Annotated in this window: 27 protein-coding genes; 10 read left to right on the top strand and 17 right to left on the bottom strand. The window is 50.0% G+C overall.

Annotated elements, in window-relative coordinates:
• Positions 1–4 precede the first annotated feature (4 nt).
• Genes prmC through hemA form a run of 3 tightly spaced genes read right to left on the bottom strand, consistent with a single transcriptional unit; the run spans position 5 to position 3219 of the window.
• Positions 5–844 carry a peptide chain release factor N(5)-glutamine methyltransferase gene (gene prmC / locus ACS0RQ_RS14945; RefSeq protein WP_271849543.1) on the bottom strand — a complete coding sequence of 280 codons (840 nt, stop codon included), beginning with the start codon at positions 842–844 and terminating at the stop codon, positions 5–7.
• Positions 844–1926, bottom strand: coding sequence for a peptide chain release factor 1 (gene prfA / locus ACS0RQ_RS14950; protein ID WP_039079199.1), 1083 nt, complete (start codon positions 1924–1926; stop codon positions 844–846). The genes prmC and prfA overlap by 1 nt, the downstream gene beginning before the upstream one ends.
• 36 nt (positions 1927–1962) lie before the next feature.
• On the bottom strand, positions 1963–3219 hold the full coding sequence (hemA, locus tag ACS0RQ_RS14955) for a glutamyl-tRNA reductase (RefSeq protein ID WP_039079200.1): 1257 nt from the start codon (positions 3217–3219) through the stop codon (positions 1963–1965).
• Between the two features lie 201 nt (positions 3220–3420).
• On the opposite strand from hemA, the gene lolB reads away from it, so the two are divergent.
• The 4 genes from lolB to dauA all read left to right on the top strand — a co-directional run bounded on the left by lolB (position 3421) and on the right by dauA (position 7784).
• Complete coding sequence (gene lolB, locus ACS0RQ_RS14960; protein ID WP_271849542.1) at positions 3421–4044, top strand: lipoprotein insertase outer membrane protein LolB; 624 nt, start codon at positions 3421–3423, stop codon at positions 4042–4044.
• Complete coding sequence (gene ispE, locus ACS0RQ_RS14965) at positions 4044–4910, top strand: 4-(cytidine 5'-diphospho)-2-C-methyl-D-erythritol kinase (RefSeq protein WP_271849554.1); 867 nt, start codon at positions 4044–4046, stop codon at positions 4908–4910. The genes lolB and ispE overlap by 1 nt, the downstream gene beginning before the upstream one ends.
• Positions 4911–5034: 124 nt before the next feature.
• Complete coding sequence (gene prs, locus ACS0RQ_RS14970; RefSeq protein WP_090085106.1) at positions 5035–5982, top strand: ribose-phosphate diphosphokinase; 948 nt, start codon at positions 5035–5037, stop codon at positions 5980–5982.
• Between the two features lie 149 nt (positions 5983–6131).
• Positions 6132–7784 carry a C4-dicarboxylic acid transporter DauA gene (gene dauA / locus ACS0RQ_RS14975; protein WP_499079329.1) on the top strand — a complete coding sequence of 551 codons (1653 nt, stop codon included), beginning with the start codon at positions 6132–6134 and terminating at the stop codon, positions 7782–7784.
• Here the strand turns inward: dauA and ACS0RQ_RS14980 are convergent.
• Together ACS0RQ_RS14980 and ychH are read right to left on the bottom strand one after the other, a co-directional pair.
• The gene (locus tag ACS0RQ_RS14980; protein WP_271849540.1) at positions 7779–8828 is read right to left on the bottom strand and encodes a MerR family transcriptional regulator; all 1050 of its coding nucleotides are present in this window, start codon (positions 8826–8828) and stop codon (positions 7779–7781) included. The two genes, dauA and ACS0RQ_RS14980, sit on opposite strands and share 6 nt — an antisense overlap.
• 118 nt (positions 8829–8946) lie before the next feature.
• Entirely contained in the window at positions 8947–9222 is a 276-nt protein-coding gene (ychH, locus tag ACS0RQ_RS14985) for a stress-induced protein YchH (RefSeq protein WP_271849539.1), read from the bottom strand.
• 273 nt (positions 9223–9495) lie between these two features.
• On the opposite strand from ychH, the gene pth reads away from it, so the two are divergent.
• The 3 genes from pth to ACS0RQ_RS15000 all read left to right on the top strand — a co-directional run bounded on the left by pth (position 9496) and on the right by ACS0RQ_RS15000 (position 12163).
• Positions 9496–10080 (top strand): aminoacyl-tRNA hydrolase, encoded by a 585-nt coding sequence (pth, locus tag ACS0RQ_RS14990; protein WP_039079206.1) that lies wholly within the window; start codon positions 9496–9498, stop codon positions 10078–10080.
• 126 nt (positions 10081–10206) lie between these two features.
• Positions 10207–11301 carry a redox-regulated ATPase YchF gene (ychF, locus tag ACS0RQ_RS14995; protein WP_039079207.1) on the top strand — a complete coding sequence of 365 codons (1095 nt, stop codon included), beginning with the start codon at positions 10207–10209 and terminating at the stop codon, positions 11299–11301.
• Positions 11302–11476: 175 nt separating this feature from the next.
• Positions 11477–12163: a hypothetical protein gene (locus ACS0RQ_RS15000; RefSeq protein ID WP_105529663.1), complete on the top strand. Its 687-nt coding sequence runs from the start codon at positions 11477–11479 to the stop codon at positions 12161–12163.
• Between the two features lie 85 nt (positions 12164–12248).
• On the opposite strand, the gene ACS0RQ_RS15005 is transcribed toward ACS0RQ_RS15000, so the two are convergent.
• From ACS0RQ_RS15005 to ACS0RQ_RS15055, 11 genes are all read right to left on the bottom strand, one after another.
• A complete protein-coding gene (locus ACS0RQ_RS15005) occupies positions 12249–12440 on the bottom strand; it encodes a hypothetical protein (RefSeq protein WP_105529662.1) in 192 nt (63 codons plus the stop codon).
• A gap of 199 nt (positions 12441–12639) precedes the next feature.
• A complete protein-coding gene (locus ACS0RQ_RS15010) occupies positions 12640–12762 on the bottom strand; it encodes a hypothetical protein (RefSeq protein ID WP_258457535.1) in 123 nt (40 codons plus the stop codon).
• The gene (locus ACS0RQ_RS15015) at positions 12762–13277 is read right to left on the bottom strand and encodes a hypothetical protein (RefSeq protein ID WP_105529660.1); all 516 of its coding nucleotides are present in this window, start codon (positions 13275–13277) and stop codon (positions 12762–12764) included. Before ACS0RQ_RS15015 ends, ACS0RQ_RS15010 begins: the two co-directional genes overlap by 1 nt.
• Positions 13278–13340: 63 nt before the next feature.
• Positions 13341–13523, bottom strand: coding sequence for a hypothetical protein (locus ACS0RQ_RS15020; RefSeq protein WP_105529659.1), 183 nt, complete (start codon positions 13521–13523; stop codon positions 13341–13343).
• Positions 13520–13669 (bottom strand): hypothetical protein, encoded by a 150-nt coding sequence (locus ACS0RQ_RS15025; protein ID WP_181663515.1) that lies wholly within the window; start codon positions 13667–13669, stop codon positions 13520–13522. The genes ACS0RQ_RS15020 and ACS0RQ_RS15025 overlap by 4 nt, the downstream gene beginning before the upstream one ends.
• Before the next feature lies 1 nt (position 13670).
• Positions 13671–13850, bottom strand: coding sequence for a hypothetical protein (locus ACS0RQ_RS15030; protein ID WP_334632818.1), 180 nt, complete (start codon positions 13848–13850; stop codon positions 13671–13673).
• Positions 13851–14734: 884 nt separating this feature from the next.
• Positions 14735–17113, bottom strand: coding sequence for a phage NrS-1 polymerase family protein (locus ACS0RQ_RS15035; protein WP_334632820.1), 2379 nt, complete (start codon positions 17111–17113; stop codon positions 14735–14737).
• 60 nt (positions 17114–17173) lie between these two features.
• Complete coding sequence (locus tag ACS0RQ_RS15040; RefSeq protein ID WP_105529655.1) at positions 17174–17359, bottom strand: helix-turn-helix transcriptional regulator; 186 nt, start codon at positions 17357–17359, stop codon at positions 17174–17176.
• A 93-nt stretch (positions 17360–17452) separates the two neighbouring features.
• The gene (locus ACS0RQ_RS15045) at positions 17453–18130 is read right to left on the bottom strand and encodes a hypothetical protein (RefSeq protein WP_334632825.1); all 678 of its coding nucleotides are present in this window, start codon (positions 18128–18130) and stop codon (positions 17453–17455) included.
• Positions 18131–19399, bottom strand: a complete 1269-nt coding sequence (locus tag ACS0RQ_RS15050; protein WP_334632827.1) for a tyrosine-type recombinase/integrase — start codon at positions 19397–19399, stop codon at positions 18131–18133.
• 308 nt (positions 19400–19707) lie between these two features.
• On the bottom strand, positions 19708–20106 hold the full coding sequence (locus ACS0RQ_RS15055; RefSeq protein ID WP_271849538.1) for a VOC family protein: 399 nt from the start codon (positions 20104–20106) through the stop codon (positions 19708–19710).
• A 90-nt stretch (positions 20107–20196) separates the two neighbouring features.
• Here ACS0RQ_RS15055 and ACS0RQ_RS15060 point away from each other — a divergent pair, with 90 nt between their 5' ends.
• Together ACS0RQ_RS15060 and ACS0RQ_RS15065 are read left to right on the top strand one after the other, a co-directional pair.
• Positions 20197–20889: a helix-turn-helix transcriptional regulator gene (locus ACS0RQ_RS15060; RefSeq protein ID WP_271849537.1), complete on the top strand. Its 693-nt coding sequence runs from the start codon at positions 20197–20199 to the stop codon at positions 20887–20889.
• Positions 20890–21049: 160 nt separating this feature from the next.
• The gene (locus ACS0RQ_RS15065) at positions 21050–21637 is read left to right on the top strand and encodes a TetR/AcrR family transcriptional regulator (RefSeq protein WP_271849536.1); all 588 of its coding nucleotides are present in this window, start codon (positions 21050–21052) and stop codon (positions 21635–21637) included.
• 26 nt (positions 21638–21663) lie between these two features.
• On the opposite strand, the gene ACS0RQ_RS15070 is transcribed toward ACS0RQ_RS15065, so the two are convergent.
• Positions 21664–22440, bottom strand: a complete 777-nt coding sequence (locus ACS0RQ_RS15070) for a BPL-N domain-containing protein (protein WP_271849535.1) — start codon at positions 22438–22440, stop codon at positions 21664–21666.
• Between the two features lie 634 nt (positions 22441–23074).
• Here ACS0RQ_RS15070 and ACS0RQ_RS15075 point away from each other — a divergent pair.
• The gene (locus ACS0RQ_RS15075) at positions 23075–23320 is read left to right on the top strand and encodes a hypothetical protein (protein ID WP_271849534.1); all 246 of its coding nucleotides are present in this window, start codon (positions 23075–23077) and stop codon (positions 23318–23320) included.
• Positions 23321–23627 lie beyond the last annotated feature (307 nt).

The following is a 23627-nucleotide window of genomic DNA, read 5'->3' on the forward strand; positions in this document are numbered from 1 at the left end:
CCTGTTACTCCTGTAGCGGCAGGCGCCCAAGCGTCAGACGCTCGTTATCACCATAGTCCCGGCAGGTTTCCACCTGCACATATCCTCGTTCGCCAAACAGCGCACGTACCGCTTCACCCTGCTGCCAGCCATGTTCCAGTAGCAGCCAGCCACCAGGGCGCAAAAAGCGCCTTGATTGTGCGATTATCCACGCGAGATCCGCAAGTCCTTCTTGTGCCGCAACCAGTGCAGAACGCGGCTCGAAACGCACATCCCCCATGGCAAGATGAGGGTCCTGCTCATCAATATAAGGCGGATTGCTGACAATCAGGTCGAACTGCTGCCCTTCCAGGGCGCTAAACCAGTGGCTGGTCAGCACCGAAACGTTCGTTATTCCTAAATGTTCCGCGTTACGCAGAGCCAGGGCGACGGCACCGGGCATGACGTCGACCGCCGTAATATGGCAATCCGGACGTTCACTGGCCAGCGCCAGCGCGATAGCGCCGGTGCCAGTGCCCAGATCGAGGATCCGGCACGGCTGTTCCGGCAGACGGTTCAGCGCCTGTTCAACCAGACATTCGGTATCCGGGCGCGGAATCAACGTCGCAGGCGAGACAAACAGCGGCAACGACCAGAACTCGCGTACCCCCACGAGATGCGCGACCGGTTCACCCTGTTCACGACGGGCCAGCAGCTCATCAAGACGCGCAAGCTCAGTATCCGAAAGCGCCGTTTCGCCGAAGGCAAGAATAAAGGTACGCTCTTTTCCGGTCACAAAACCCAACAAAATCTCCGCATCCCGGCGCGGGCTTTCGCTGTGCGAAAGTCGATTTATCGCCTGACGCAACCAGTATTGATAGTCCATCAATCCTGTCCGGCGAGCGCTGCCAGTTGGTCGGCCTGGTATTCCTGCACAATCGGCTCAATCAGCATATCCAGCTTGCCTTCCATCACCTCGTCCAGACGGTAGACTGTCAGGTTGATACGGTGGTCGGTCACACGCCCCTGCGGGAAGTTATAGGTGCGGTTACGATCGCTGCGATCGCCGCTACCCAGCAGGTTTCGACGCGTTGAGGCTTCCGCCTGCTGGCGTTTGGCAATTTCCGCCGCGCGAATGCGCGAACCCAGAACGGCCAGTGCTTTGGCTTTATTTTTATGCTGAGAACGTTCGTCCTGGCACTCCACCACGATGCCTGTCGGCAAGTGGGTAATACGAATCGCGGAGTCGGTGGTATTAACGTGCTGCCCACCCGCGCCGGATGAACGGAAGGTATCAATGCGCAGATCGCCCGGGTTGATATCCGGCAGTTCGGCTTCGGGCAATTCTGGCATTACCGCAACGGTACAGGCAGAGGTATGGATACGCCCCTGCGATTCGGTTGCCGGAACACGCTGTACGCGATGGCCGCCGGACTCAAATTTCAGCCGTCCGTAAACACCTTCGCCGCTCACTTTCGCGATGATCTCTTTATAGCCACCATGCTCGCCCTCATTGGCGCTCATGATCTCTACACGCCAGCGACGAGACTCGGCATAGCGGGTATACATACGGAACAGATCGCCTGCGAATAACGCCGCTTCATCGCCGCCGGTCCCGGCACGCACTTCCAGGAAGGCGCTGCGCTCATCGTCAGGATCTTTAGGCAGCAAAAGAATTTGCAGGTGCTGTTCCAGTTGTTCGCTTTTTTCTTTTGCATCGCGTAACTCCTCCTGCGCCATATCGCGCATTTCCGGGTCATCGAGCATCATTTGTGCGGTTTCGATATCTTCCTGAATCTGTTGCCAGTCAGTAAAACAGCGCGATACGTCGCTTAGTTGCGCATACTCCCTGGATAAGGCGCGGAATCGCTCCTGATCGGCGATGGTTTGCGCGTCACCCAACAGCGCCTGAACTTCTTCATGACGCTCGTGTAGGGCTTCCAGTTTGGCAACGATAGAAGGCTTCATAGGCGTAAATGCACCCTGTTATTAGAGATTGTTGTGCTACTCCAGCCCGAGGCTGTTGCGCAGAATATGCAGGCGCTCATCATCCCCGTCACGGGCGGCCTGCTGAAGAGATTTGGTTGGTGCGTGGATCAGGCGATTAGTCAGTTTCCAGGCCAGATCCTGCATAATGGCTTGTGCGTCGCCACCCTGTTCAAGGGCGGCCAGCGCTTTGGCAGTCAATTCATCACGAATCTGCTCAGATTGGCTGCGGTAATCACGAATTGTCTCGCTGGCGCTTTGCGCGCGCAGCCAGGCCATAAATTCGCTCGTTTCCTGCTCAACGATAGTTTCAGCCTGCACCGCCGCCGCTTTACGCTGCGCAAGGTTGTGCTGAATAATGCTTTGTAGATCGTCAACGCTGTAGAGATAGGCGTTCGCCAGTTTACCCACTTCCGGCTCGACATCGCGCGGAACGGCAATATCCACCAGCAGCATTGGCTGGTTGCGGCGCGCCTTCATTGCCCGCTCGACCATGCCTTTACCAATGATCGGCAATGGGCTGGCGGTAGAACTGATAACAATATCGGCGTCTTTCAGGCGCGAATCGATATCGCTCAGGGAAATCACTTCCGCCCCTACTTCATCTGCCAGAACCTGCGCACGTTCACGGGTACGGTTGGCGATGATCATCTTCTGCACTTTATGCTCGCGCAAATGACGTGCCACCAGTTCGATAGTTTCCCCCGCACCGACAAGCATGACGCTGACCGAAGAGAGTGATTCAAAGATTTGGCGTGCCAGGGTACAGGCAGCAAAGGCGACAGAAACCGCGCTCGCGCCGATATCGGTTTCCGTGCGCACACGTTTGGCGACGGAGAACGACTTCTGGAACATACGTTCGAGTTCGCTGGCTTTCAGATGACCGCGGTTAGAATCGGCAAACGCTTTTTTCACCTGGCCGAGGATCTGCGGTTCACCCAGTACCAGCGAGTCCAGCCCGCTCGCCACACGCATTAAATGGCTGACGGCGTCGTTATCGTGGTGCCAGTAAAGGCTGTTACGCAACTCTTCTTCGCTGATCTGATGGTAATCACACAGCCAGCGAACCAGCGATTCATGGAGGTTTTCCTGCTCTTCAACGCTTAAATAAAGCTCGGTACGGTTACACGTCGACAACACCACACCACCCTGCACCATCGGCTGCGCCAGCAGGCTGTCTAACGCCTGGTCAAGCGTATCCGGCGAAAACGTAATACGTTCTCGCAACGAAACGGGGGCCGTTTTGTGGTTGATGCCGAGCGCCAGAAGAGTCATGTGAGTGGGAATAGTACCAACGTTGATAAGGTTAGACTGTGCGCATCATACAGGATGCGCGAGGTCAATAAAAGAGAGCGCCCCCTTTTGGAGTAATCGGTAATTTAATGATTTAAGACAACTTGAACGTAGACGCTATCACTGCCCGGCGCTAGCATTAAGAATATTTACTGCAACGCACCTCAAGGATTCGTCATCATTATGACTTTGCCGGACTTTCGCCTTATTCGTTTGCTGCCGCTGGCTAGCCTCGTACTGACTGCCTGTACCCTCAATGCGCCTAAAGGGCCGGGCCAGAGTCCGGATGCCCCTCAGTGGCGTCAACATCAGCAAGACGTCAGCAAATTGAACCAGTTTCAGACACGTGGCGCTTTCGCCTTTATCTCCGATGAGCAGAAAGTCTATGCCCGCTTTTTCTGGCAACAGACCGGGCAGGATCGCTATCGCCTGCTGCTGACAAACCCGTTGGGCAGCACGGAACTGGAACTCAACGCCCAGCCTGGCGCAGTAGTGCTGGTCGACAACAAAGGCAAGCGCTACACCTCCACCGACGCGGAAGAGATGATTGGCAAACTGACCGGTATGCCGATCCCACTGAACAGCCTGCGTCAGTGGATTCTGGGCCTGCCCGGCGACGCGACCGACTACAAGCTTGACGACCAGTATCGCCTCAGCGAGCTTAATTACAGCCAGGGGGGCAAAAACTGGAAAGTGGTCTACGGCGGTTATGACAGCAATACGAAGCCAGCCCTGCCCTCCAGTCTTGAGCTGAGCGATGGCGGACAGCGTATCAAGCTCAAAATGGATAACTGGATTGCGAAATGATGACGCGCTTTCCCGCACCGGCGAAACTCAATCTGTTTTTGTACATCACCGGGCAACGGGCTGATGGTTATCACACGCTGCAAACCCTGTTTCAGTTTCTTGATTACGGTGACACCTTAAGCTTTGAACCGCGAACAGATGGCGTTATTCGGTTGCTAACGCCTGTCGAGGGGGTGCCGGATGAAGAAAACCTGATCGTGCGCGCAGCCCGTCTGTTGATGCAACAGGCGCAAAAGACGGGTCGCCTGCCTGCTGGCAGCGGCGCGGATATCCAGATAGACAAACGCCTGCCGATGGGCGGCGGTCTGGGCGGAGGCTCGTCAAACGCGGCTACGGTGCTGGTGGCGCTCAATCATCTGTGGCATTGCGGTTTATCGGTTGATGAACTGGCAGAACTGGGATTAGCACTGGGGGCGGATGTACCGGTATTTGTCCGGGGCCACGCGGCGTTTGCCGAAGGGGTCGGCGAGATACTTACCCCCGTGGAACCCGAAGAGAAATGGTATCTGGTTGCCCATCCTGGCGTCAGTATCCCCACCCCGACCATTTTCCGCGATCCGGAATTGCCGAGAAATACACCAAAGCGGTCAATAGAAACGTTACTAAAATGTGAATTCAGCAACGATTGCGAGGTTATCGCAAGAAAACGTTTTCGTAAGGTTGATGAGGCGCTTACCTGGCTGCTAGAATACGCGCCGTCGCGCCTGACTGGCACAGGGGCCTGTGTTTTTGCTGAATTTGACACAGAGTCTGCTGCTCTTCAGGTGTTAGAGCAAGCCCCGGCATGGCTGCGCGGTTTTGTCGCACGAGGTGTAAACCTCTCGCCTCTCGCCAGCACCCTCGCCGGGCAAGCTGAGTCCCGGTGACAACGTCACTTGTTCCAGACGTTGCATCGCGCTCTTTAATACACCGCATGGATAGAATGATGTCTGAACCGCACATTTATGGCTTATTCTATCCACCAATGGACGCATGCCTGAGGTTCTTCTCGTGCCTGATATGAAGCTTTTTGCTGGTAACGCCACCCCGGAACTAGCACAACGTATTGCCAACCGCCTGTACACTTCTCTCGGCGACGCCGCCGTAGGTCGCTTTAGCGACGGCGAAGTCAGCGTACAAATTAATGAAAATGTACGCGGTGGTGATATTTTCATCATCCAGTCCACTTGTGCTCCAACGAACGACAACCTGATGGAATTGGTTGTTATGGTTGATGCCCTGCGTCGTGCTTCTGCAGGCCGTATCACCGCCGTTATTCCTTATTTTGGTTATGCCCGTCAGGACCGCCGCGTGCGCTCCGCTCGTGTACCTATCACCGCAAAAGTTGTCGCGGATTTTCTCTCCAGCGTAGGCGTTGACCGCGTCCTCACCGTCGACCTGCACGCTGAGCAGATCCAGGGCTTCTTTGATGTGCCGGTTGATAACGTATTCGGTAGCCCTATTCTGCTGGAAGATATGCTGCAACTTAATCTGGATAACCCGATTGTGGTTTCTCCGGATATCGGCGGCGTTGTTCGCGCTCGCGCTATCGCAAAACTGCTTAACGATACCGATATGGCTATCATTGATAAACGTCGTCCGCGTGCAAACGTTTCTCAGGTTATGCATATCATCGGTGACGTCGCAGGCCGTGACTGCGTGCTGGTTGACGACATGATCGACACCGGCGGTACGCTGTGTAAAGCAGCAGAAGCGCTGAAAGAGCGCGGTGCTAAACGCGTGTTTGCTTACGCGACTCACCCGATCTTCTCTGGCAATGCGGCGAACAACCTGCGCAACTCCGTTATCGATGAAGTGGTCGTTTGTGACACCATCCCGCTGACGGATGAAATCAAATCGCTGCCAAACGTGCGTACCTTGACTCTGTCTGGCATGCTGGCCGAAGCGATTCGTCGCATCAGCAACGAAGAATCCATTTCCGCAATGTTCGAACATTGATTGGAATCGGCACAAAGACCCGCTACGGCGGGTTTTTTTATTCCTGTGTTTTATTTGTATGACTAATAAATATCGAGCATACAAATTTGTATTGGTGATATTTGACCAGGGATTACTCTTCTGTGAAAAGACTCTTTTCTACACACGTCATGCCATTCAGCGCCATTATCGAGGCCTGCTGGAAGGAAAAATATAGCCTGGCGCGTTTCACGCGCGACCTGATTGCCGGGGTGACAGTTGGCATCATCGCCATTCCGTTGGCCATGGCCCTGGCCATTGGTAGTGGCGTTGCGCCGCAATACGGGCTTTATACCGCCGCTGTCGCCGGTATCGTCATCGCACTGACCGGGGGCTCGCGCTATAGCGTTTCCGGCCCTACCGCTGCTTTCGTCGTCATTCTCTATCCCGTATCGCAGCAATTTGGTCTCGGTGGGCTGCTGGTAGCGACGCTGATGTCAGGGGTCTTTTTGATTCTGTTTGGCCTCGCCCGCTTTGGTCGCCTGATTGAATATATTCCCGTTTCCGTCACGCTGGGCTTTACGTCAGGTATCGGGATTACCATCGGTACCATGCAGATAAAAGATTTCCTCGGTTTGCAGGTTGCCCATATGCCGGAACACTACCTGCAAAAAGTCGGCGCGCTGGCAATGGCACTGCCGAGTATTAACCTCGGTGATGCGGCCATCGGTGTCGTTACCCTTGGCACCCTGATTTTGTGGCCTCGCCTGCGCATTCGCCTGCCGGGGCATTTACCGGCACTGCTTGCCGGTTGTGCCGTGATGGCGGTAGTTAATCTGGTGGGGGGGCATGTCGCCACCATTGGCTCTCAATTTCACTACGTACTGGCAGACGGTTCACAGGGCAACGGTATTCCACAATTGCTACCACAGCTTGTGCTGCCCTGGGATTTGTCGGGTTCGAGCTTCACCCTAAGCTGGGCCTCTCTGCAGGCGCTGCTGCCCGCCGCGTTCTCGATGGCGTTACTGGGGGCCATTGAGTCTCTGCTCTGCGCGGTGGTGCTTGATGGCATGACCGGAACACGCCATAAAGCCAATAGCGAGTTGATAGGTCAGGGGCTGGGGAATATTGTCGCGCCTTTCTTTGGCGGCATCACCGCTACGGCGGCGATTGCCCGTTCAGCGGCCAACGTCCGCGCCGGGGCATCTTCCCCGGTCTCCGCCATTATTCACGCTGTTCTGGTGATTCTTGCCCTGCTGGTGCTCGCGCCCCTGCTCTCCTGGCTGCCGCTTTCCGCCATGGCCGCGCTGCTGCTGATGGTGGCCTGGAACATGAGTGAAGCGCATAAGGTGGTAAACCTGCTGCGTCGCGCGCCGACAGACGACATTATCGTCATGCTGATTTGTATGTCGCTGACCGTGTTGTTCGATATGGTTATCGCCATTAGTGTGGGTATCGTTCTGGCATCACTACTGTTTATGCGCCGTATCGCGCGCATGACCCGTCTGTCGCCTGTCAATGTAGACGTGGCGGACGATATTCTGGTGTTGCGTGTGATTGGCCCGCTGTTTTTCGCCGCCGCCGACGGTCTGTTCACCGAACTGGAATCGCGGATTGCAGGCAAACGGGTCGTGATACTCAAGTGGGATGCCGTACCGCTGCTTGATGCGGGTGGGCTCGATGCCTTCCAGCGTTTTGTCAATCGCCTGCCGGAAGGCACCGAGTTGCGCGTCAGCAATCTGGAGTTTCAGCCGCTGCGCACCATGGCGCGAGCGGGTATCAAGCCCATTGCGGGCCGATTGTCGTTCTGGCCAAACCGTGACGCCGCGTTAGCGGATTTATGATGAACCCGATGCCCCGTAGCGCTTGCGCATCAGGGCATCTACCGCCTGCTGCAACCATTGCAGCAGGTCTGGCGTCACCCAGGTTCCTTTCATGAGATGCGGCTCCTGCTGCATCGACAGGCGAAACTTCTGTTGGGTTTGCGGATCGGTTCCGGCATAGGACTGGAACAGCTCCAGCCAGGCGTTTGCCAGCGCCTGCGCCTCTTCTGACTGCGGGTCAAGCCCCTCGAGTGCCGCCTGGCGAACGCGACTGACTAACGGCGGCCACTCCATCATCCGGTCAAAATAATGCGCACGGGTAAATGCCATCTCTTCTGGCGTCAGATAGCGCTGCCAGATAGCCAGTTTGCTTTCGCCGAAACTGCGGGTGATGAAATTAATTGTCGCATCATCAATTCCGGTCTGTTCACGCATTTGCGGCTCGACCAGGTGCATCTCATTGAGCCGGGTCAAAAACTCCGGCCTGCGGGCGGTATCCTCCTCCAGGCGCGTCATCCAGCGCGTTGCCAGATCCATCGCCTTTTCATCATCAACCGGGCACCCCTGCGCCATCAGCGCTTTGGCTTCCGCCACCATATTCGCCCATACAAGGCTGCGCTCTTCGTCATGCGCGGCAAACGGCAGCTCGCGCAATTCCTCAGCACTAAACCAACGGTTATACATATTCGTTAACTCCAGCGTCAGTAACCAGGACTCCAGATCAGGTTCAGCACCGCTTTCCATTCCACGCTTTAACATCAGCAGTTGCTGGCGCAACGTCTGGATCGTGCGCATTTGCGCATCAAGCAAGCTAATTTGTTCATCGAGCAGAACGTGAAGCGGACGCGTCTCCCGCGCCAGGTAATCCTTGATAGCTGCCAGCGCCATACCCGCCTTCGCCAGTACCTGAATCATATGCAGGCGTTTGACGTCAGCGAGATTGTATAAGCGGTAACCGGCAGCACTTCGGGATGAAGGCGTAAGTAGACCGATATGTTCGTAGTGGTGCAGAGTACGGACAGTGATCCCGGCACGACGTGCCAGTTCACCAGCTTGAATTAACATAACGGCTCCTTTTCTTCCCCTTGACTGTCACTCTCGGGCCTAACGTTACGTAAGGGTCAAGAAAAAAGCCAAAAAAAAACGGCTTCCTGAGGAAACCGCTTGTTTGTGTTGTTATACGTTAGCTATGACCATGTCCGTCACGACGGCAGCGTTTGTCATAATGGCGCACCCACCAGTACTTATCGCAGACCTGCTCATGGCCGCTAATACGCGCGCCTGCAAGCCAGAGTACTGCCCCGACAAAAATGCTGAGAATGGCACCGTGGGCGAAGAACTGCGGCAGATTAAGCTGCGGCAACTGATTCAGGACAGAGTAACCCACACCGACTATCATCACGACTAACCCCAGGCCCATAAGCACATTACCGAGTAACGAAGCGTTTTTGCGTTTCATGGTGTCACCTCCGGAACGATGGGTTGAAAGGGAATAACCCCAATCCTTGTGAGTAAAGTATAGACAGGGGGGATTGTGGCGATTGCGTGTACGATCACAATTACACGTATTAAGACCACATATATTTACAAATAACCCTCTGAACTACTTGTATTTCTAATGGTTCATAGGGGTAATCATTGTCCTTTTCCCCGTTTCGTCCTGAGAACTTTGTCATCACGCGCCGCACGACGTAAACTACGCGCCAGATATTGACCTGGTCAGGAAGAAAAAGTGACGATTAAACTGATTGTCGGGCTGGCAAATCCCGGCGCGGAATATGCCGCGACACGCCATAATGCAGGCGCCTGGTACGTCGATCTGCTGGCTGAACGTTGCCGTGCCCCGCTACGTGAAGAACCGAAGTTTTTTGGCTATTCCTCACGGATCAATCTGGCGGGCGAAGATGTGCGTCTGCTGGTCCCCACGACTTTTATGAATCTCAGCGGCAAGGCCGTTGCCGCGATGGCAACCTTTTATCGCATCAACCCGGACGAAATCCTGGTTGCCCACGATGAACTGGACTTACCACCGGGCGTGGCGAAGTTTAAACTGGGCGGCGGTCATGGCGGCCACAACGGGTTGAAAGACATTATCAGTAAACTGGGCAATAACCCCAATTTCCACCGTTTGCGCGTGGGAATTGGTCATCCGGGCGATAAAAACAAAGTTGTCGGTTTTGTGCTGGGTAAACCGCCTGTTTCTGAACAGAAATTGATTGACGAAGCGGTAGATGAAGCGGCACGTTGCACGGAAATCTGGCTGAAAGACGGCCTGACAAAAGCAACCAACCGTCTGCACGCCTTTAAGGCCCAGTAACACGCGCCCTCTGGCATTTTTGCCGCGCGATACAACGGTTACGTGTATAATAGGCAAAGTTATTAACTTTTATGCAATCTGTTTTATATAACGGATTGATTATTCAGAAATTAAGGTAATCACATCATGGGATTCAAATGCGGTATCGTTGGCCTGCCCAACGTAGGTAAATCCACCCTGTTCAACGCGCTCACCAAAGCAGGTATTGAAGCGGCAAACTTCCCCTTCTGTACTATTGAGCCGAACACCGGTGTCGTACCGATGCCCGATCCGCGTCTGGACAAGCTGGCGGAGATCGTCAAGCCACAGCGTATTCTGCCAACCACGATGGAGTTTGTGGATATCGCCGGTCTGGTTAAAGGCGCATCCAAAGGTGAAGGCCTGGGTAACCAGTTCCTGACCAATATTCGCGAAACCGAAGCCATTGGCCATGTGGTACGCTGCTTTGAGAACGACAATATCATTCACGTGAATAATAAAGTGGATCCAGCGGATGATATCGAAGTTATTAATACCGAGCTGGCGCTGTCTGATCTGGACACCTGTGAGCGCGCTATTCATCGCGTACAGAAAAAGGCCAAAGGCGGCGATAAAGACGCGAAAGCAGAGCTGGCGGCGCTGGAAAAATGTCTGCCTCAACTGGAAAACGCGGGCATGCTGCGTGCCCTGAAAAACCTGACCGAAGAAGACAAAGCCGCGATCAAATACCTGAGCTTCCTGACGCTCAAGCCGACTATGTATATCGCGAACGTTAACGAAGACGGTTTTGAAAATAACCCCTATCTCGATAAAGTGCGCGAAATCGCCGATGCCGAAGGTTCTGTTGTCGTTGCCGTATGTGCGGCGGTTGAGTCCGATATCGCTGAACTCGACGATGCAGACCGCGAAGAATTTATGGCCGAACTGGGCATTGAAGAGCCGGGTCTGAACCGCGTTATTCGCGCCGGTTATCAGTTGCTGAACCTGCAAACCTACTTCACTGCGGGCGTGAAAGAAGTGCGCGCATGGACGATCCCGGTTGGCGCAACTGCCCCACAGGCGGCAGGTAAAATTCATACAGACTTCGAAAAAGGCTTTATCCGTGCGCAGACCATCGCGTATGAAGACTTTATCACCTACAAAGGTGAGCAAGGCGCGAAGGAAGCGGGCAAAATGCGCGCAGAAGGTAAAGATTACATCGTGAAAGATGGCGATGTCATGAACTTCCTGTTTAACGTCTAAATAAAATTAAAGGTATGTAAAACAGTAAGTTATACTGAGTCGCGCTAAGGGATTTTGTTTTCGCGTACAGGCCCGCGTATAAATTGCGCGGCGCTACCCTCCTAAATTTAACAGCCGGTCACACAAAGTTGTCGGCTGTTATCGTATTATCCATTCATGAAAATCGAGGAATTTGATGATGAAAGGATATGCGTACTCTTTGTCAATACTCACCCTACTGGTGAGCGCACCGGCTTTATCACTGAGCGATACCATTAAGAATGAGTTAATGTATGTCGATAAACCATGGACGATCACGCATCTGGACGACTTACAGATGGATTGCCTGTGGACAAGGGACGATGCGGGGCGTTTGCACAGTGAAGCAATGGGTCCAGATGGTTCAGGTATGTGCTACGACGCAAAGGCAGACGACCAGGTCAACAAACTGGATAAAGAAAATAAACTTGTCTGGCATAACCCGCCTCGTTTCGATCACGAGTATGGCGACAAAAATAAATGCTACTACCGCGTGGACAAAACCATCGGCCTCGTTCAATTGCTGTTTGGCAATGGTGATGTCAGCGAAGCAGAAGCGAATGAATGTAGAAAGGACAGTTCAATGGATAGAGCATTGAGAAATGCAACGCCTGTCGTATCTGACTTTCAAAAAATAGTCATGGCTCAAATCAACGCCTGTTACGCAGGTATGAACGGCACACTGACTGGAGACTGGTCTACTCAAATGGTTAAATATGCAACCATTACGAGCCAGTTTAAGGGTAACTCTGGGGCGATTTCACGGATTGGCAGGGCGTTCGACTATGGAAAGCTGCTGGCAAATTCTCCCAATGACTGCGTCAATTTTGTTACCCGGTCATAATACCTTTTATATCTGCCGGATTAGCAGCGCAACGCTATGAATCAGCATTGCAGACATGCCCGTGAAAACAAACCAGAAATAAAAATCAGTTATCATTCGAATATCTCAACGGCTTCAAAAGGCTGGTTATCATAGAACGTTGATGGCGATAGTCGGCATACTCGACAGCAGATGCCGCGTTGTGCTGTGCGCAACCGCCGAAAAATGACGTCCAGCGGCGGGGCATTCTTATGCCCCACTGTTTCGCGGCTTCGATAGCCATTGCGCAGTCACTCATGATGGCTCCTCCCACACCCAGCGAGCCTTGACCATCCCGTCTATAACAGGGATTCCCAGAGCCTTCAAGTGTTCACGGCAAAAGGTAGGGGCAATTTGCAACATGTTTCGCAAGTCTTCGAATGGAATGCCCGCGCCTGAATCATCGGGTACTAAGCTGGTCATAGCGCGGTAAGCCCATTCAGGCGCGGTAAGCATTTTCATTCGGTCGCCTTACGTTGTTGTTTATCGAGGATGTGTGCAGGGATGCCGGGGTGCTTGTCACCACGCTGATAGCCTTTTTTAAAGTCGTTCATCACTCGCTTGTCGTTACCTTTCATCATCACACCTCCGCAAAGTATTTGATTTGGTCAAGGAATTCGATATCGCATTGGATATCTTCAATTTCGGCCTCAAGGATTCCCAGTTGCTGACACAAGCTTTGGAGCACTGGTACATACTTGAATACATCAGGGTGAGGCATCACTACGCGTAGGGTCGCATTATCAAGCTGACCGGTCAGCATATATGCCATCGTAGCCGCGCCACCAACGATGCGGAATAGGTCGGCAGGCGTTTGCACAAATTTGGTTTGACTGAATGCCGAGAGTGCCAATAACTGCCACTGGCTCGTAAATTCATCAGTCATTACGGCTTTTTTGAGTGCCGGTAAAAATGCTTCTTTCTTTGACTTTAATTCAGCGGCGCACGCTTCGATGTGCTTAGACATATCCGGCTTCACCACAGTGGCTTTGAGCTGCTCAATTTGTTTTTCAAGCGCAGTCACTTGTGTGGCTACTTTCACGCGTTTGGTACGATATGCGTCCATATCTTCAATAGCTGCGTCTACATAATTCATATTAATCTTGTCCTCAAATAGGCTGACGGGATCGTCAATAGTGAAATAAAAAGGCCTCTTTACTTAGAGGCCTTTAATTTTCATTACTTCCTGCAATAGTCGGCGGTCGTTAACTGGCGCACCGGTGTAAGGGTGTCGAAGTTCTCCAGCATTAAATTGCTTTAGTAGTGCGTCACGCTTGCCATGCTTCGATAAGTCCACGCCGTTTCGCGTGATAACATCTCTGGTATAAATAGACTTACTCATTTTCGTCTCCACGCTTCACTGATTTTTTTCTTAGCGACTGCCATAGGGTCTTGAACTGGTTGAGCATCGTTAACCACATGGACGGGTTTACTGTCGCGCCATGCGTTTGCAATGCGTTGTTTCATCAACAAATTGTAATCGGCCATCTCAATAGAATTCCTCAAAATATTTTTCAAATACGGCGCGACGTAACTCATCAGTAACGTCATCGATAGGTGTAACGGGGAAGCCATAGCGTGAGCACATTTCACGCCACCATGCGTCCTGTGTGCTCACGCTAGCGCTTTCCAGCGCTTCTATTCGGGCCATTTTGTCTTTACTTGTCATTCTGTTTCTCCAGCGCCGCCAATCGGCGGTCGAACTCCACAAGGTCATTTATACGCGCTTCGAGTACGCGTGCATCGATACTATTAGCAGGTGTGATGGCCTTAAGACTTGGATAAATGCGCTCCAGTGTGAAGCGGACGGCGTCCCAATCTCCGTTATCAACCAGTCGCGTTAGCTGAACCATAGCCGAGTCCGAGAGAGATTTCGGGAGTATGCGCCGCGTTGTGTTTTTGCTGCCGACAGGGCGACCAGCCATTTCCACCCTCCTATTAATCAATAATTTAATGCCATTACCAATACGGTTAAGACCATTAAACCTGAATAATTACAGATTGTAAACAATTAATTGTTGACGCCCTCGTCAATTTATGATATGCAACTATTAATATGGCTAATGACGTTTACGCCCACCAGCAGCAATTTAATCCGCTGAAAATTAGCGGTTCGCTGCGCATTCATAGAAATTTCAAAAGCCAGGGTAAAATCCCAAGTGTCAGTCCGGCACTATTTTTTGCCGGAATTATAGGGGCGTCGAATGGTAATCACGTGGGTGGAGTTCCTAATGCGCATTTACACGGAACGCCTTAACCATTTGAATTTATTATCATTTTACTCTTGCAATTCCAGATTTCCAAAGTTCCAAATCATTTCATACCAAAGCTACTTAAATATATACCCCTATACCTACAACATACATGCGTATATATTTCATTTCCTCTGTTATAGATTTATTTGGAACTTTGGAACTATTAATAAGAGGAGTCAGTAATACCAGGTGCTTGAGGCGGTTCCGAATTGAAATTCCAAATAAAAGCATTCGGACCCTTTCTATTATTCGGAACCATGAAAAAAGCCACCCGTAGGCGGCTGGGTCGTCAGCGTGATTATTTGGCAGCGCCTAACACATCTGCAGGGTCAATATCGACCACGCTCGTTAACCTCTCTCTAATAACGTCTGCTCCGGCGCTTTCCATTGGGTGTCCTTTCTTAACGTACACACGTACACAAATGCCATTTGTCCTCATCTTGCCTTCTGGTAAGTTTGGATGCCTGATATAACCCATGTCGCCGAGCACTTTAGCTTTGCGTTTCGTCTGCAACCTGTGTCCCTTTTCGTTCAGCAGTTGGTCCAGTGCCAGTGAGGAGATTAATCCCGAACGGAATCCTACACGTTCAAGGTCCACAGCTTCAATAATGTCTTGCTCAACACCGCCCAGACTCTCCATGATTGCCGCATCGGTCGAACTGGTTTTCGGCGCACGCCCCATCACGTTGCATGACACATCCGTGTACTTATCGAACCAGTTAGCAACAGCCGCATAACCGCCGTTCTCCAACCACCCGTAAAGATCATCAAAGTAATTTCCGTCAATACCATCACGCTTTATTTCTTCCTCACTATGTTGCCCTGTGTAAATAATCGCATAGCGGCGATCGTCACGCGTTTTGATTACCGCGTCTTTATAGTTGGTACACATCAGAATGTTGCACCGATTCTCTGCGTCGTAGCTGTCACGTCCCTTTCCCTCAACCTCAACGGTTGTGTTGGTAATCAGGGGTTTCATGGCATCGAGTGTTTCACGGCGGCTGTTCATGTGAATTTCTTCGACAACAGCAAAGAGTTTATTCTCAATCCAACTGTTGAAACGTCCGCCAATCTGGTTAGAGCGCGGTTCAGCGACCCATCGCTTACCGATTGCGTGCTTAACAATCTGAGCAACCAGTGATTTGCCGTTACCCTCAGCACCAACCAGCACAGGTGACCACTGGTGCTTTTTGCCGGGGTTCTGAATGCACGATGCAATCCACGTCAGGAGAATTTTGCGGTCCCCTTCATCGGGAATCAGCTTTTGCATATGTTTCAGGAACGGCGTTACATTGCCTTCTGCGCGTTCACCGTGAGTAGGCACATAACAGTTCACATAACTAACACCCGCCTCTGTGAACACCTCTCCCGGCGGTAATTCAGGGCGAAACGCCAGCGAATCAACCTTTGGCAGATTGGCAAATTGTGATTCTGTAAATGCCTCAAAAGCCTTCCGGGTTGTCTTGTCGTTGTCCGCATCAAGTGCGAACACATAACCGCCGTATGCAGCGTTAAACTGCTCAGGGCGATACATTGCGCCGTTTGGTGTCATCATGCGGTGCTGCTGGATGATGTACACGCAGCCTTTGAAGAAATCGACCAGATTACTGCCTGCAACAAGCTGGAAGCCGGTGCGAGTTTCACCAGATGATGCAGCTGGTAATGTAGCGTCTGATTCTGGCTTTCCCGTATAAAAGTCTTTGCGGTAACTCTCTGCGCGAGTAATGGTGAGGTTGAGGTAAGTACGATGCTGCGTCCATTTATCCCTGACAAGGCCGCTACGCTCCATCAGGCGCTTCGTGCGCTCGCAGTTACCACAGGTCCACCACAAGAGGCTACCTGCGAGTGCAAAATCCGCTTTGGATGGGTCAAATTCACGCTGCTCATCAGGATACTCATCAGCCAGTTTTTCAACATTCCTTTCCCACAGGTCACGAAAAGAAACCTTTGTACCAAACACGCTGCCGGCACTTGATTTACTCATCAGAGCCTTTGCAATCAGCTTATCATCGTCCTGAATGGGGTTAGAGCCTTCACAATGGGTGGTTGTCCATTCAGCTACATCAGCCTGCTCATCAGCGGGAAAATATCGGGCAATGATGCGGTTGAGCGGTGCTGTACAGTCGGTCGATGCATCACCTCTGGCGTTAGCGCCCAAAGCAATCATGCGGTCTTTGTGGTAGCACTCGATGTTGAGGGATTTTTTGTCTTTCTTGCCATGCTCAGGGATTGACGTGTATGTGCCGAAGATGTGTAAGCCCTTGCCACTCTGAGACACTTCAACCAGTGCGCCGTTGAATTCAGTACACAGCTCATTTGCCAGCGCTGACCATTGCTTACCATCATAAGCGCCATCAACATCAATGCAAAAGAACGGGTCTTTTTCTGTGAGCACGAAGGCAACGCCGTATCTGGACCGCGTGGCTTTGTTCAGTCCTGCTGCAATCCTGCGAGCATCTTCATATGACATCCAGTTTTCAACTGTGTGTATGCTGGACGTGCGACCGAATTTATCGCAGGGTTCCTTATTGGTCTTACCATTTCCTTTATCGCTGAATTTGCATACAATGAACTGGTCAAATTTTGACAGGCCCGGATAGTCATTGACGAGCGCGTCATCCGATGCTAAATTAGTCATGTTTTTTATATATCCGTAAAACGCTGGATCTGTCGCCAAACATTCGCCAGCGGTTGAAAATATAGCTCTAACATTACTGTTAGAGCTTTTTTTTGGTATTCATGCTGCCACTGACTGACGGCGAGCCTGTACCCACGCGTCGATTTCTGTTTCAGAAAATCGGATTGAATTAGGACCAATAGGAATGGCTTTAGGGAAAGATGCTTCGGGAGAACGGCGCAGGCGCTCAACGGTTGCGCGGCTAACACCGAGACGACTGGATAATTGTTTGATTGTTAATAGCATTTGTGATCTCCTAGTTTCAAGCAGCGTTATGCTGTATCACAGTGACCACAATAATGATTTGAAACAACCCATTCAAAGGAATAGAAAAGCTTGTTATTTTTCCTTTTTTAATACCTCCCGCACCTCAGCCTGTAATGACCCCACAGCAAAATTCAGCTTATCCCATTCAGGCATGAGTAACTCAAACGTTTTCTTTATCGCCTCTGCCGCTTTGCTTAATTGACCCGAATCAACAAACCCACTATCCACGCCACCGTGGTTTCCATGTATAGCAATAAACTGAAATACAGCTTTCTGCTTAAACCCTATAATCTTGGTTAAAAACAACACGACTCCTACCAGGTCAATTTCACTGTTATTGTGCGAAAAAGAAATGGCGGACGACTTCCCTCTAGGCCATTCGACCTTCCTCAACAGATCAGCCTGTAATAAAGCTGCTATAAACGGATATTCATTTAGCCAAACATTGGTGACAAAAGGCGTTAGTTGCTGCCTATTCCCAATAATTCTGACGATTTCATGAGGTATTGAGTCACGTGGCGATATAAAATCCTGTGTTGACAACCATTCAATCTTCCAAGGGGTATCTTTAAAGCCACCAATAAAATTATCTAGCCGCTTTTTTCGCAGATGAAATTCTTTGGTTGCTTTCGATTGCATATCATCATATTTACCATATACAAAATCCGAGTGTTCGAGCAATGATTTGTAAGTCCTTGTTAATATCGCCACTTGGTCTACTGCTTTGAGTTTTCCAATTTCCTCCATCACTTAACGCCTCCCGAATGTCACTTGTACAACGTTATCAGTCTCAACTGGTTCTGGTTGCGTCAGCGTTTGAATAAACTCGCCCCATTCCAGGAAAAGCTGTTCCACCTTTGCCGCCCTTTTCCCAGCCTGATAAGTTGCTACCAGACGGTCACTCTTAGCATGATTCAACGCCAGTTCGATAATTGACTCATTGGCATCCAGATACTCAGCACAGCCGCTAGCAAAGCTGCGACGCAAGTCATGACATGTGAATGGTTCACTCTGGGGCATATGCAGGCTCCTTACACGTTCAAGCAACCAGCGGAGCGCATTCCCATCTATATGTGCTTTCCCAACGTCGTGAGTGCGTATAGCTTCAAATACAAACTCACTGCCACCACTAATTCCCCGTTGGTGTGCGATAATATCCTGAGCCATTTGATGCAACGTGATAGTGTGGCTCTTACTGTTTTTGCTACGTTCGGCGGGGATAATCCATTTACTGCTAATAATTTCTTCCCACCTCATCTCGCTTGCTTCCGTCCTTCTTGCTCCAGTTAACAAAATCAGCTTTAAACAGTTCACCTGTGCTGGGTGAGCACCGGTTTCCTCAAGCCCTTTCCAGAATGCGGCAACTTCCTCGCGTTCAAGCCATCTTTGGCGAGGTGCAGCAGCCGTTGCCCCAATATCCGAGGGGCGAATGGTTCTTGATGGGTTAATAGTAATAGCGCCAATATTCACGCCGTAATCGAGACTCTGCTGAAAAATGGTTAATGCTTTCTTAGTGCCGGAAACGGTTTGTTTTCGTAGCTTTGCTAAATGATTAAACAGAATGCTTCTGCTCAAATCTGTAACCAATAGCTTGTGAAGTTCAGCCATGTAATTGTCGAAGGTGTAGTTGTACGCTTTCAGGCTCCGAGGTTTCAGTGGCTTAGCTACAGATTTCCACTCCATCCACTCATTGAACAACTCGGCAAAGGTAGGGACGGAACTGGATTTTTGTTTATTTGCTCGTACAACAGCTATCGGGTCCTGTCCTGACTTTAGCACTGCCATTGCTTGCATATGCGCTTTGCGGGCCTCAGTCAATGACATTGATGGGTAACTTCCCAGAGTCATCTTCTTAGCCTTGCCAGCAAACTGGTATCGGTATAGCCACGATTTAGCAACAGCGTCCGGGCGGACCTCTATACATAAGCCCGCGCCTGCCCCACTGGATACAGCTAAAACTTTTCGCTTTCCTTCCTCAGTTTTGAGGTTGGCTATCTCTCGGTCTGTTCTCAATGCCATAGCTATCCCACCCGATGAATCCCGCGTACGAATACGCGTACAGAATAAACGTGACTACAGGTGATTATCGGTGAAACAGCATGACAACGCAAGATAAACTAAGTGCATGATATAAATATGTAATACCAATGAAATATGGTACAAATCGGTACGCACTGAAAACTGATAATCTAGAACTTCCTGTTCAACGTCTAAATAAGTTTTGTTGTCTCATGAGGTTGCATCAAACCTCATACTGGCCCCAAAAAAAATCCACGCCATCGCGTGGATTTTCTTTTTGTCGCGCCTTAAGGGGATTATGAGCACAATTACCGATTAAATCGCTGTCTGGCGCTATCCGTTACAGGTGTGAATAATGACACGAGGGTGCCCTCCGGGTCGCGGAGCTGTAGTGTCCTGTTCCCCCAGGGCATATCCTTTGGTTCATGGACAAACACCACACCGTATTCTTTTAATCTGTTAAATTGATGGTCTACATCTTCTACCAGAAACTCAAGGATTGCGGATTGGTTCGCGGCTGGTTTTGCGCACCCTTCCTTAAACAATGCCACCGTTTCTCCGCTTCCAATGGCTATCACGGCCCCTGGCGTTACAATTTCGGCAAAGACAGGTGCAAGCCAGTCAGCGCTAAAACCTGTAATGAATTCATAAAACTCAACAACTTTATTGATGTCTTGCACAATGAGTCGGGTAGAAACTAATTTCATCGAATATTCTCCAGGTTGCGGCAGGAACAGCATCAGGAGGTATCATCCTTCAAATCTACTGACACCGTGGTGGCAACAGGAAAAAAATAAATGAGACGTGCAGACAGGCTTTTCCAGATAATCCAAATACTTCGCAGGAAAAAGCTTCCGGTTACTGCAGCAAGGCTGGCAGAAGAACTTGAGGTGTCTAAGCGCACGATTTATCGGGATATTGCCGACCTGGCCGGGCAACGGGTTCCTATAGAGGGAGAAGCGGGAACAGGATACATACTGCGCTCAGATTACGATATGCCCCCTTTAATGTTTACCGCAGAAGAACTAGAGGCGATCTTTTTAGGGGTTGAATTAGTGAAACACCTGCCGGATGCCACCCTTGCTAACAATGCAAATGATGTCCTGTCTAAAATAGCTTCGGTGATTCCTGACAAGTTGATGTGTTTTTTAAATGACGCAGCCGTTGCCGTTAAACCCGAAAACTCTGGCATAGAGAAAGTAGACACTCGCCTGATCCGGGCGGCGATACGCGATAGCCGGAAAATGTTTCTGGAGTACCGTGCCGCAGATGGAACGATATCGAAAAGGATTATTTGGCCGATCGTATTAGGATATGACCTGACGCATTGCTTGCTCATCGCATGGTGTGAGGAAAAACTGAACTTCCGCCATTTCCGTGCTGACCGCATGTTGAATATTGTTGTGCTCAACGAAAAAATTGGCATCGATAAAAAAAGCCTCAGGATGAAATGGGAAAAATGGCGTAACACCCTGGGCTACGATATTTAAAAACAGGGTATGTTTTTTGTTTGCAATCAACTCTGCGGTAATCAAAAAATATATATCGCTCGTTTTACGCTCTGGCATATAGCAGTTAAGCGCTTGAAAGCGTGCAGATTAAGAGCACTTATGTTATAATTCCGTTTTATGCGTTGAAAAAGGTTAAATCTTGAAAACGGCAAATTTTTCCGAACTGATAAAGATAGCCGCTCTGCAACTTTTTAGAGAAAAAGGATTCAGCAATGTTTCCACGCGTGATTTAACACAAAAACTTAATATTTCCAGAAGCCACATTTATCATTATTACCGCGACTGGGAAACGTTAAAAAAAGCGGCTGTTGAATATATGTTTGACAGTGATATACAAGAGTGCAGGGAAACCCTGAAAGCCTCGCCAGGTATGAGCGCTACCGACAGAGTTAAGCTCTATATCAGAACGCTATTACCTGATGCCCCCTCAGCACACTGGCTGCTCTACCTTGAGCTCTGGCCGATGGCTGCGCGTGATACTGATTATGCTAACCTGGTGCATAATCAGTCTCTTCAATGGATCAATATCCTTGAGGAAATCATCGGCTATGGCCTTGATGAAGGCGAATTTCTTTCGGTAAACGCCTCTGTTTCAGCCAGACAAATAAATGCATTAATAGATGGATATTCCAGTATGCTGATCCTCGACTATTCAGAGAAAAAGAGAAGTAATTTTCTTGATGAAATTTCTGAACTTTCTTTTAAAATCCTTGGAAAATTCTCCTGAGCACGTATGAAAACGTGCTGTAGAAATTAGTTCTTTTTTATACCAAAATAGCCAAGAATTCTCTGCATCTTACTTCCCGCTGTGGTATTACCTACAGCGGTAGTGTCTATCCAGGTCTCATCGGCTTCGGGATGCGGCCCTGATAATATGACGTTTCCTTTGCCATATTTATAACTGGCGATGGCTATATCTCCATTCTCGTAATACGCGATCGCCTGGAACCCATTGCCTGAGGTGGTGTTGTTGAGATAGGGGCCATCCTGGAAGTAAAAAGCTTCTTGCTTATTATTCCATTTGATTTGCAAGGTGTAATCTCCCTCATCCCTGGCGCGTGAATCAGGCCTTCCCACTTCTGACTCAAGGGGAGCGTCAATCAGCCCTATCCAGTCTTTATCGGCAAGATAGGCTCCCATGCAAATACCAATAAAATTTTTGCCATTTTTCACGAATTGACGAATAGCCTCAGCACCTTCATCGCCAATAACCTCATAAGAACCAGGTATATCCTGACCGCCGCCAGGCTGAATATAGATATCAAATTTCTTTAGCGTTTGTTCATTGAGTTTTAGCTTTTCTTTTTCACCCACATAAGAAATATGCAGTGGCAAACCAGTGCCGATAAGAGATTTAACAACCATTTCGGAACACCCCGGACATCCAGCCTGGCCCCGATAAACGGCGACATTATAACTCTTTGACATAGCAGCATTTGCTAAGGTCGGCGCGGTGAAAATAGCAAAAGCAAACGCCACGGTTAACCTATTTGTTTTCTTTAACTTCGTTGTCTGGAAAAAATGTGACATAGCGGTATCTCCCCTGGTCATGGCGTGTTTTTTATTAATCCCTGAGAATGACTTTTACGCTACCTCAAAGGATTATGGCAAATTAGAGCAGTTGCTCAAATTTATCTTTACCGTTGAGTTTGTCAACAGTTTTCGAGATCACCAGGAAAAGTCTTTTGTCATAAAAATGTAACCCAGGCTATTTTATTTATATTTTTTAAAGTGATATACATGCCGCAGCGAAAAGAGATGGCGATTGGTCGATCTGATCCTCACCGGGTCACCCGCGCAAGATGTCCCCAAAAAAGCAGAGGCTATTGGTCACAGTCGCATCTGCTATGCCCCACCAATATCTTGAAAATGAATATTTCTATACAGAATATAAACGAGGAAATTTAATTTCTATTGACGGGTTGACAATAATATTTGCTCTGGGTAGATTTCACCTGCCTAAGTTGAGGCCTTTCCTAACCTGACATAAGAGACAAATGGATACTGAATTTAGTCGCTGCCCGAATAATGCCACCGTGGCTGTTCGGGTAAGTAAACATGAAATCGATTGTGATCACTTCTTCGTTTTGGTGTGTCTCGCCGGAGCCTGAGGCTCTTGTGTTGTGCCACCTCGACCAGAGTCGTCACGGTCCCGAGGTGTGTTATGAACTTCAAATCTACCCTTTTACCCGATGTCAAAACCGCGACATCAACACTGCGTGTCCGAACGCCCCACGACAGGGTAGCGTCTGCACGTAAAAAAACATCCAGCTCAATTTTCTCTGCGAAAATCAGTGAGTTGAACAAGCGCATCACTAACTGGCGTGTCAGTCCTGTCACCGGTCAGTTGGAGCGTCGTTGCAGCTTTTCTGAAAGCGAAGACCCACAAAGTAGACCCTCCATCGCCTGATTCAGCCGTGATGCTGTTCAGGGTATCGGTGCGCTATGTCGCGGCCTGTGCCCGAGTGTCATGCTGAGTTGCATTGCTATTGGTACCTGTTTATTTCCTGATGTGTGCAAACAGAAACATCATCCGGAATGATCACGTCCAGCTAAAAGAAAAATAAATTTCTCATCTGTTTATTTATGAAAATAAATAGAGGGAAGCCCTGTGCGAAATTAATTTAAAACCGATCGTTTATGCGACATCGGGCTATTTCCGGCTGCCCATAATCCGGCATTCACCGTAAAAAGCTTGCTGCCGTCCGGCGACAGGA

Origin of the sequence: Phytobacter diazotrophicus, from assembly GCF_052061655.1 — a bacterium.
GTDB classification, from domain to species: Bacteria; Pseudomonadota; Gammaproteobacteria; order Enterobacterales; family Enterobacteriaceae; genus Phytobacter; species Phytobacter diazotrophicus.

Coding starts and splice junctions, on each gene's coding strand:
- ACS0RQ_RS15030 (WP_334632818.1), bottom strand. CDS start 13,850: ATGACAAGTAAAGACAAAATGGCCCGAATAGAAGCGCTGGAAAGCGCT.
- lolB (WP_271849542.1), top strand. CDS start 3,421: ATGACTTTGCCGGACTTTCGCCTTATTCGTTTGCTGCCGCTGGCTAGC.
- ACS0RQ_RS15075 (WP_271849534.1), top strand. CDS start 23,075: ATGAACTTCAAATCTACCCTTTTACCCGATGTCAAAACCGCGACATCA.
- dauA (WP_499079329.1), top strand. CDS start 6,132: ATGCCATTCAGCGCCATTATCGAGGCCTGCTGGAAGGAAAAATATAGC.
- ACS0RQ_RS15060 (WP_271849537.1), top strand. CDS start 20,197: ATGAGACGTGCAGACAGGCTTTTCCAGATAATCCAAATACTTCGCAGG.
- ACS0RQ_RS15000 (WP_105529663.1), top strand. CDS start 11,477: ATGATGAAAGGATATGCGTACTCTTTGTCAATACTCACCCTACTGGTG.
- ACS0RQ_RS15055 (WP_271849538.1), bottom strand. CDS start 20,106: ATGAAATTAGTTTCTACCCGACTCATTGTGCAAGACATCAATAAAGTT.
- ACS0RQ_RS15015 (WP_105529660.1), bottom strand. CDS start 13,277: ATGAATTATGTAGACGCAGCTATTGAAGATATGGACGCATATCGTACC.
- ACS0RQ_RS14980 (WP_271849540.1), bottom strand. CDS start 8,828: ATGTTAATTCAAGCTGGTGAACTGGCACGTCGTGCCGGGATCACTGTC.
- prfA (WP_039079199.1), bottom strand. CDS start 1,926: ATGAAGCCTTCTATCGTTGCCAAACTGGAAGCCCTACACGAGCGTCAT.
- ACS0RQ_RS15005 (WP_105529662.1), bottom strand. CDS start 12,440: ATGAGTGACTGCGCAATGGCTATCGAAGCCGCGAAACAGTGGGGCATA.
- ACS0RQ_RS15040 (WP_105529655.1), bottom strand. CDS start 17,359: ATGCTATTAACAATCAAACAATTATCCAGTCGTCTCGGTGTTAGCCGC.
- ACS0RQ_RS15070 (WP_271849535.1), bottom strand. CDS start 22,440: ATGTCACATTTTTTCCAGACAACGAAGTTAAAGAAAACAAATAGGTTA.
- ACS0RQ_RS15020 (WP_105529659.1), bottom strand. CDS start 13,523: ATGAGTAAGTCTATTTATACCAGAGATGTTATCACGCGAAACGGCGTG.
- prmC (WP_271849543.1), bottom strand. CDS start 844: ATGGACTATCAATACTGGTTGCGTCAGGCGATAAATCGACTTTCGCAC.
- ychH (WP_271849539.1), bottom strand. CDS start 9,222: ATGAAACGCAAAAACGCTTCGTTACTCGGTAATGTGCTTATGGGCCTG.
- ispE (WP_271849554.1), top strand. CDS start 4,044: ATGACGCGCTTTCCCGCACCGGCGAAACTCAATCTGTTTTTGTACATC.
- ychF (WP_039079207.1), top strand. CDS start 10,207: ATGGGATTCAAATGCGGTATCGTTGGCCTGCCCAACGTAGGTAAATCC.
- ACS0RQ_RS15050 (WP_334632827.1), bottom strand. CDS start 19,399: ATGGCATTGAGAACAGACCGAGAGATAGCCAACCTCAAAACTGAGGAA.
- hemA (WP_039079200.1), bottom strand. CDS start 3,219: ATGACTCTTCTGGCGCTCGGCATCAACCACAAAACGGCCCCCGTTTCG.
- ACS0RQ_RS15025 (WP_181663515.1), bottom strand. CDS start 13,669: ATGGCCGATTACAATTTGTTGATGAAACAACGCATTGCAAACGCATGG.
- ACS0RQ_RS15010 (WP_258457535.1), bottom strand. CDS start 12,762: ATGATGAAAGGTAACGACAAGCGAGTGATGAACGACTTTAAAAAAGGC.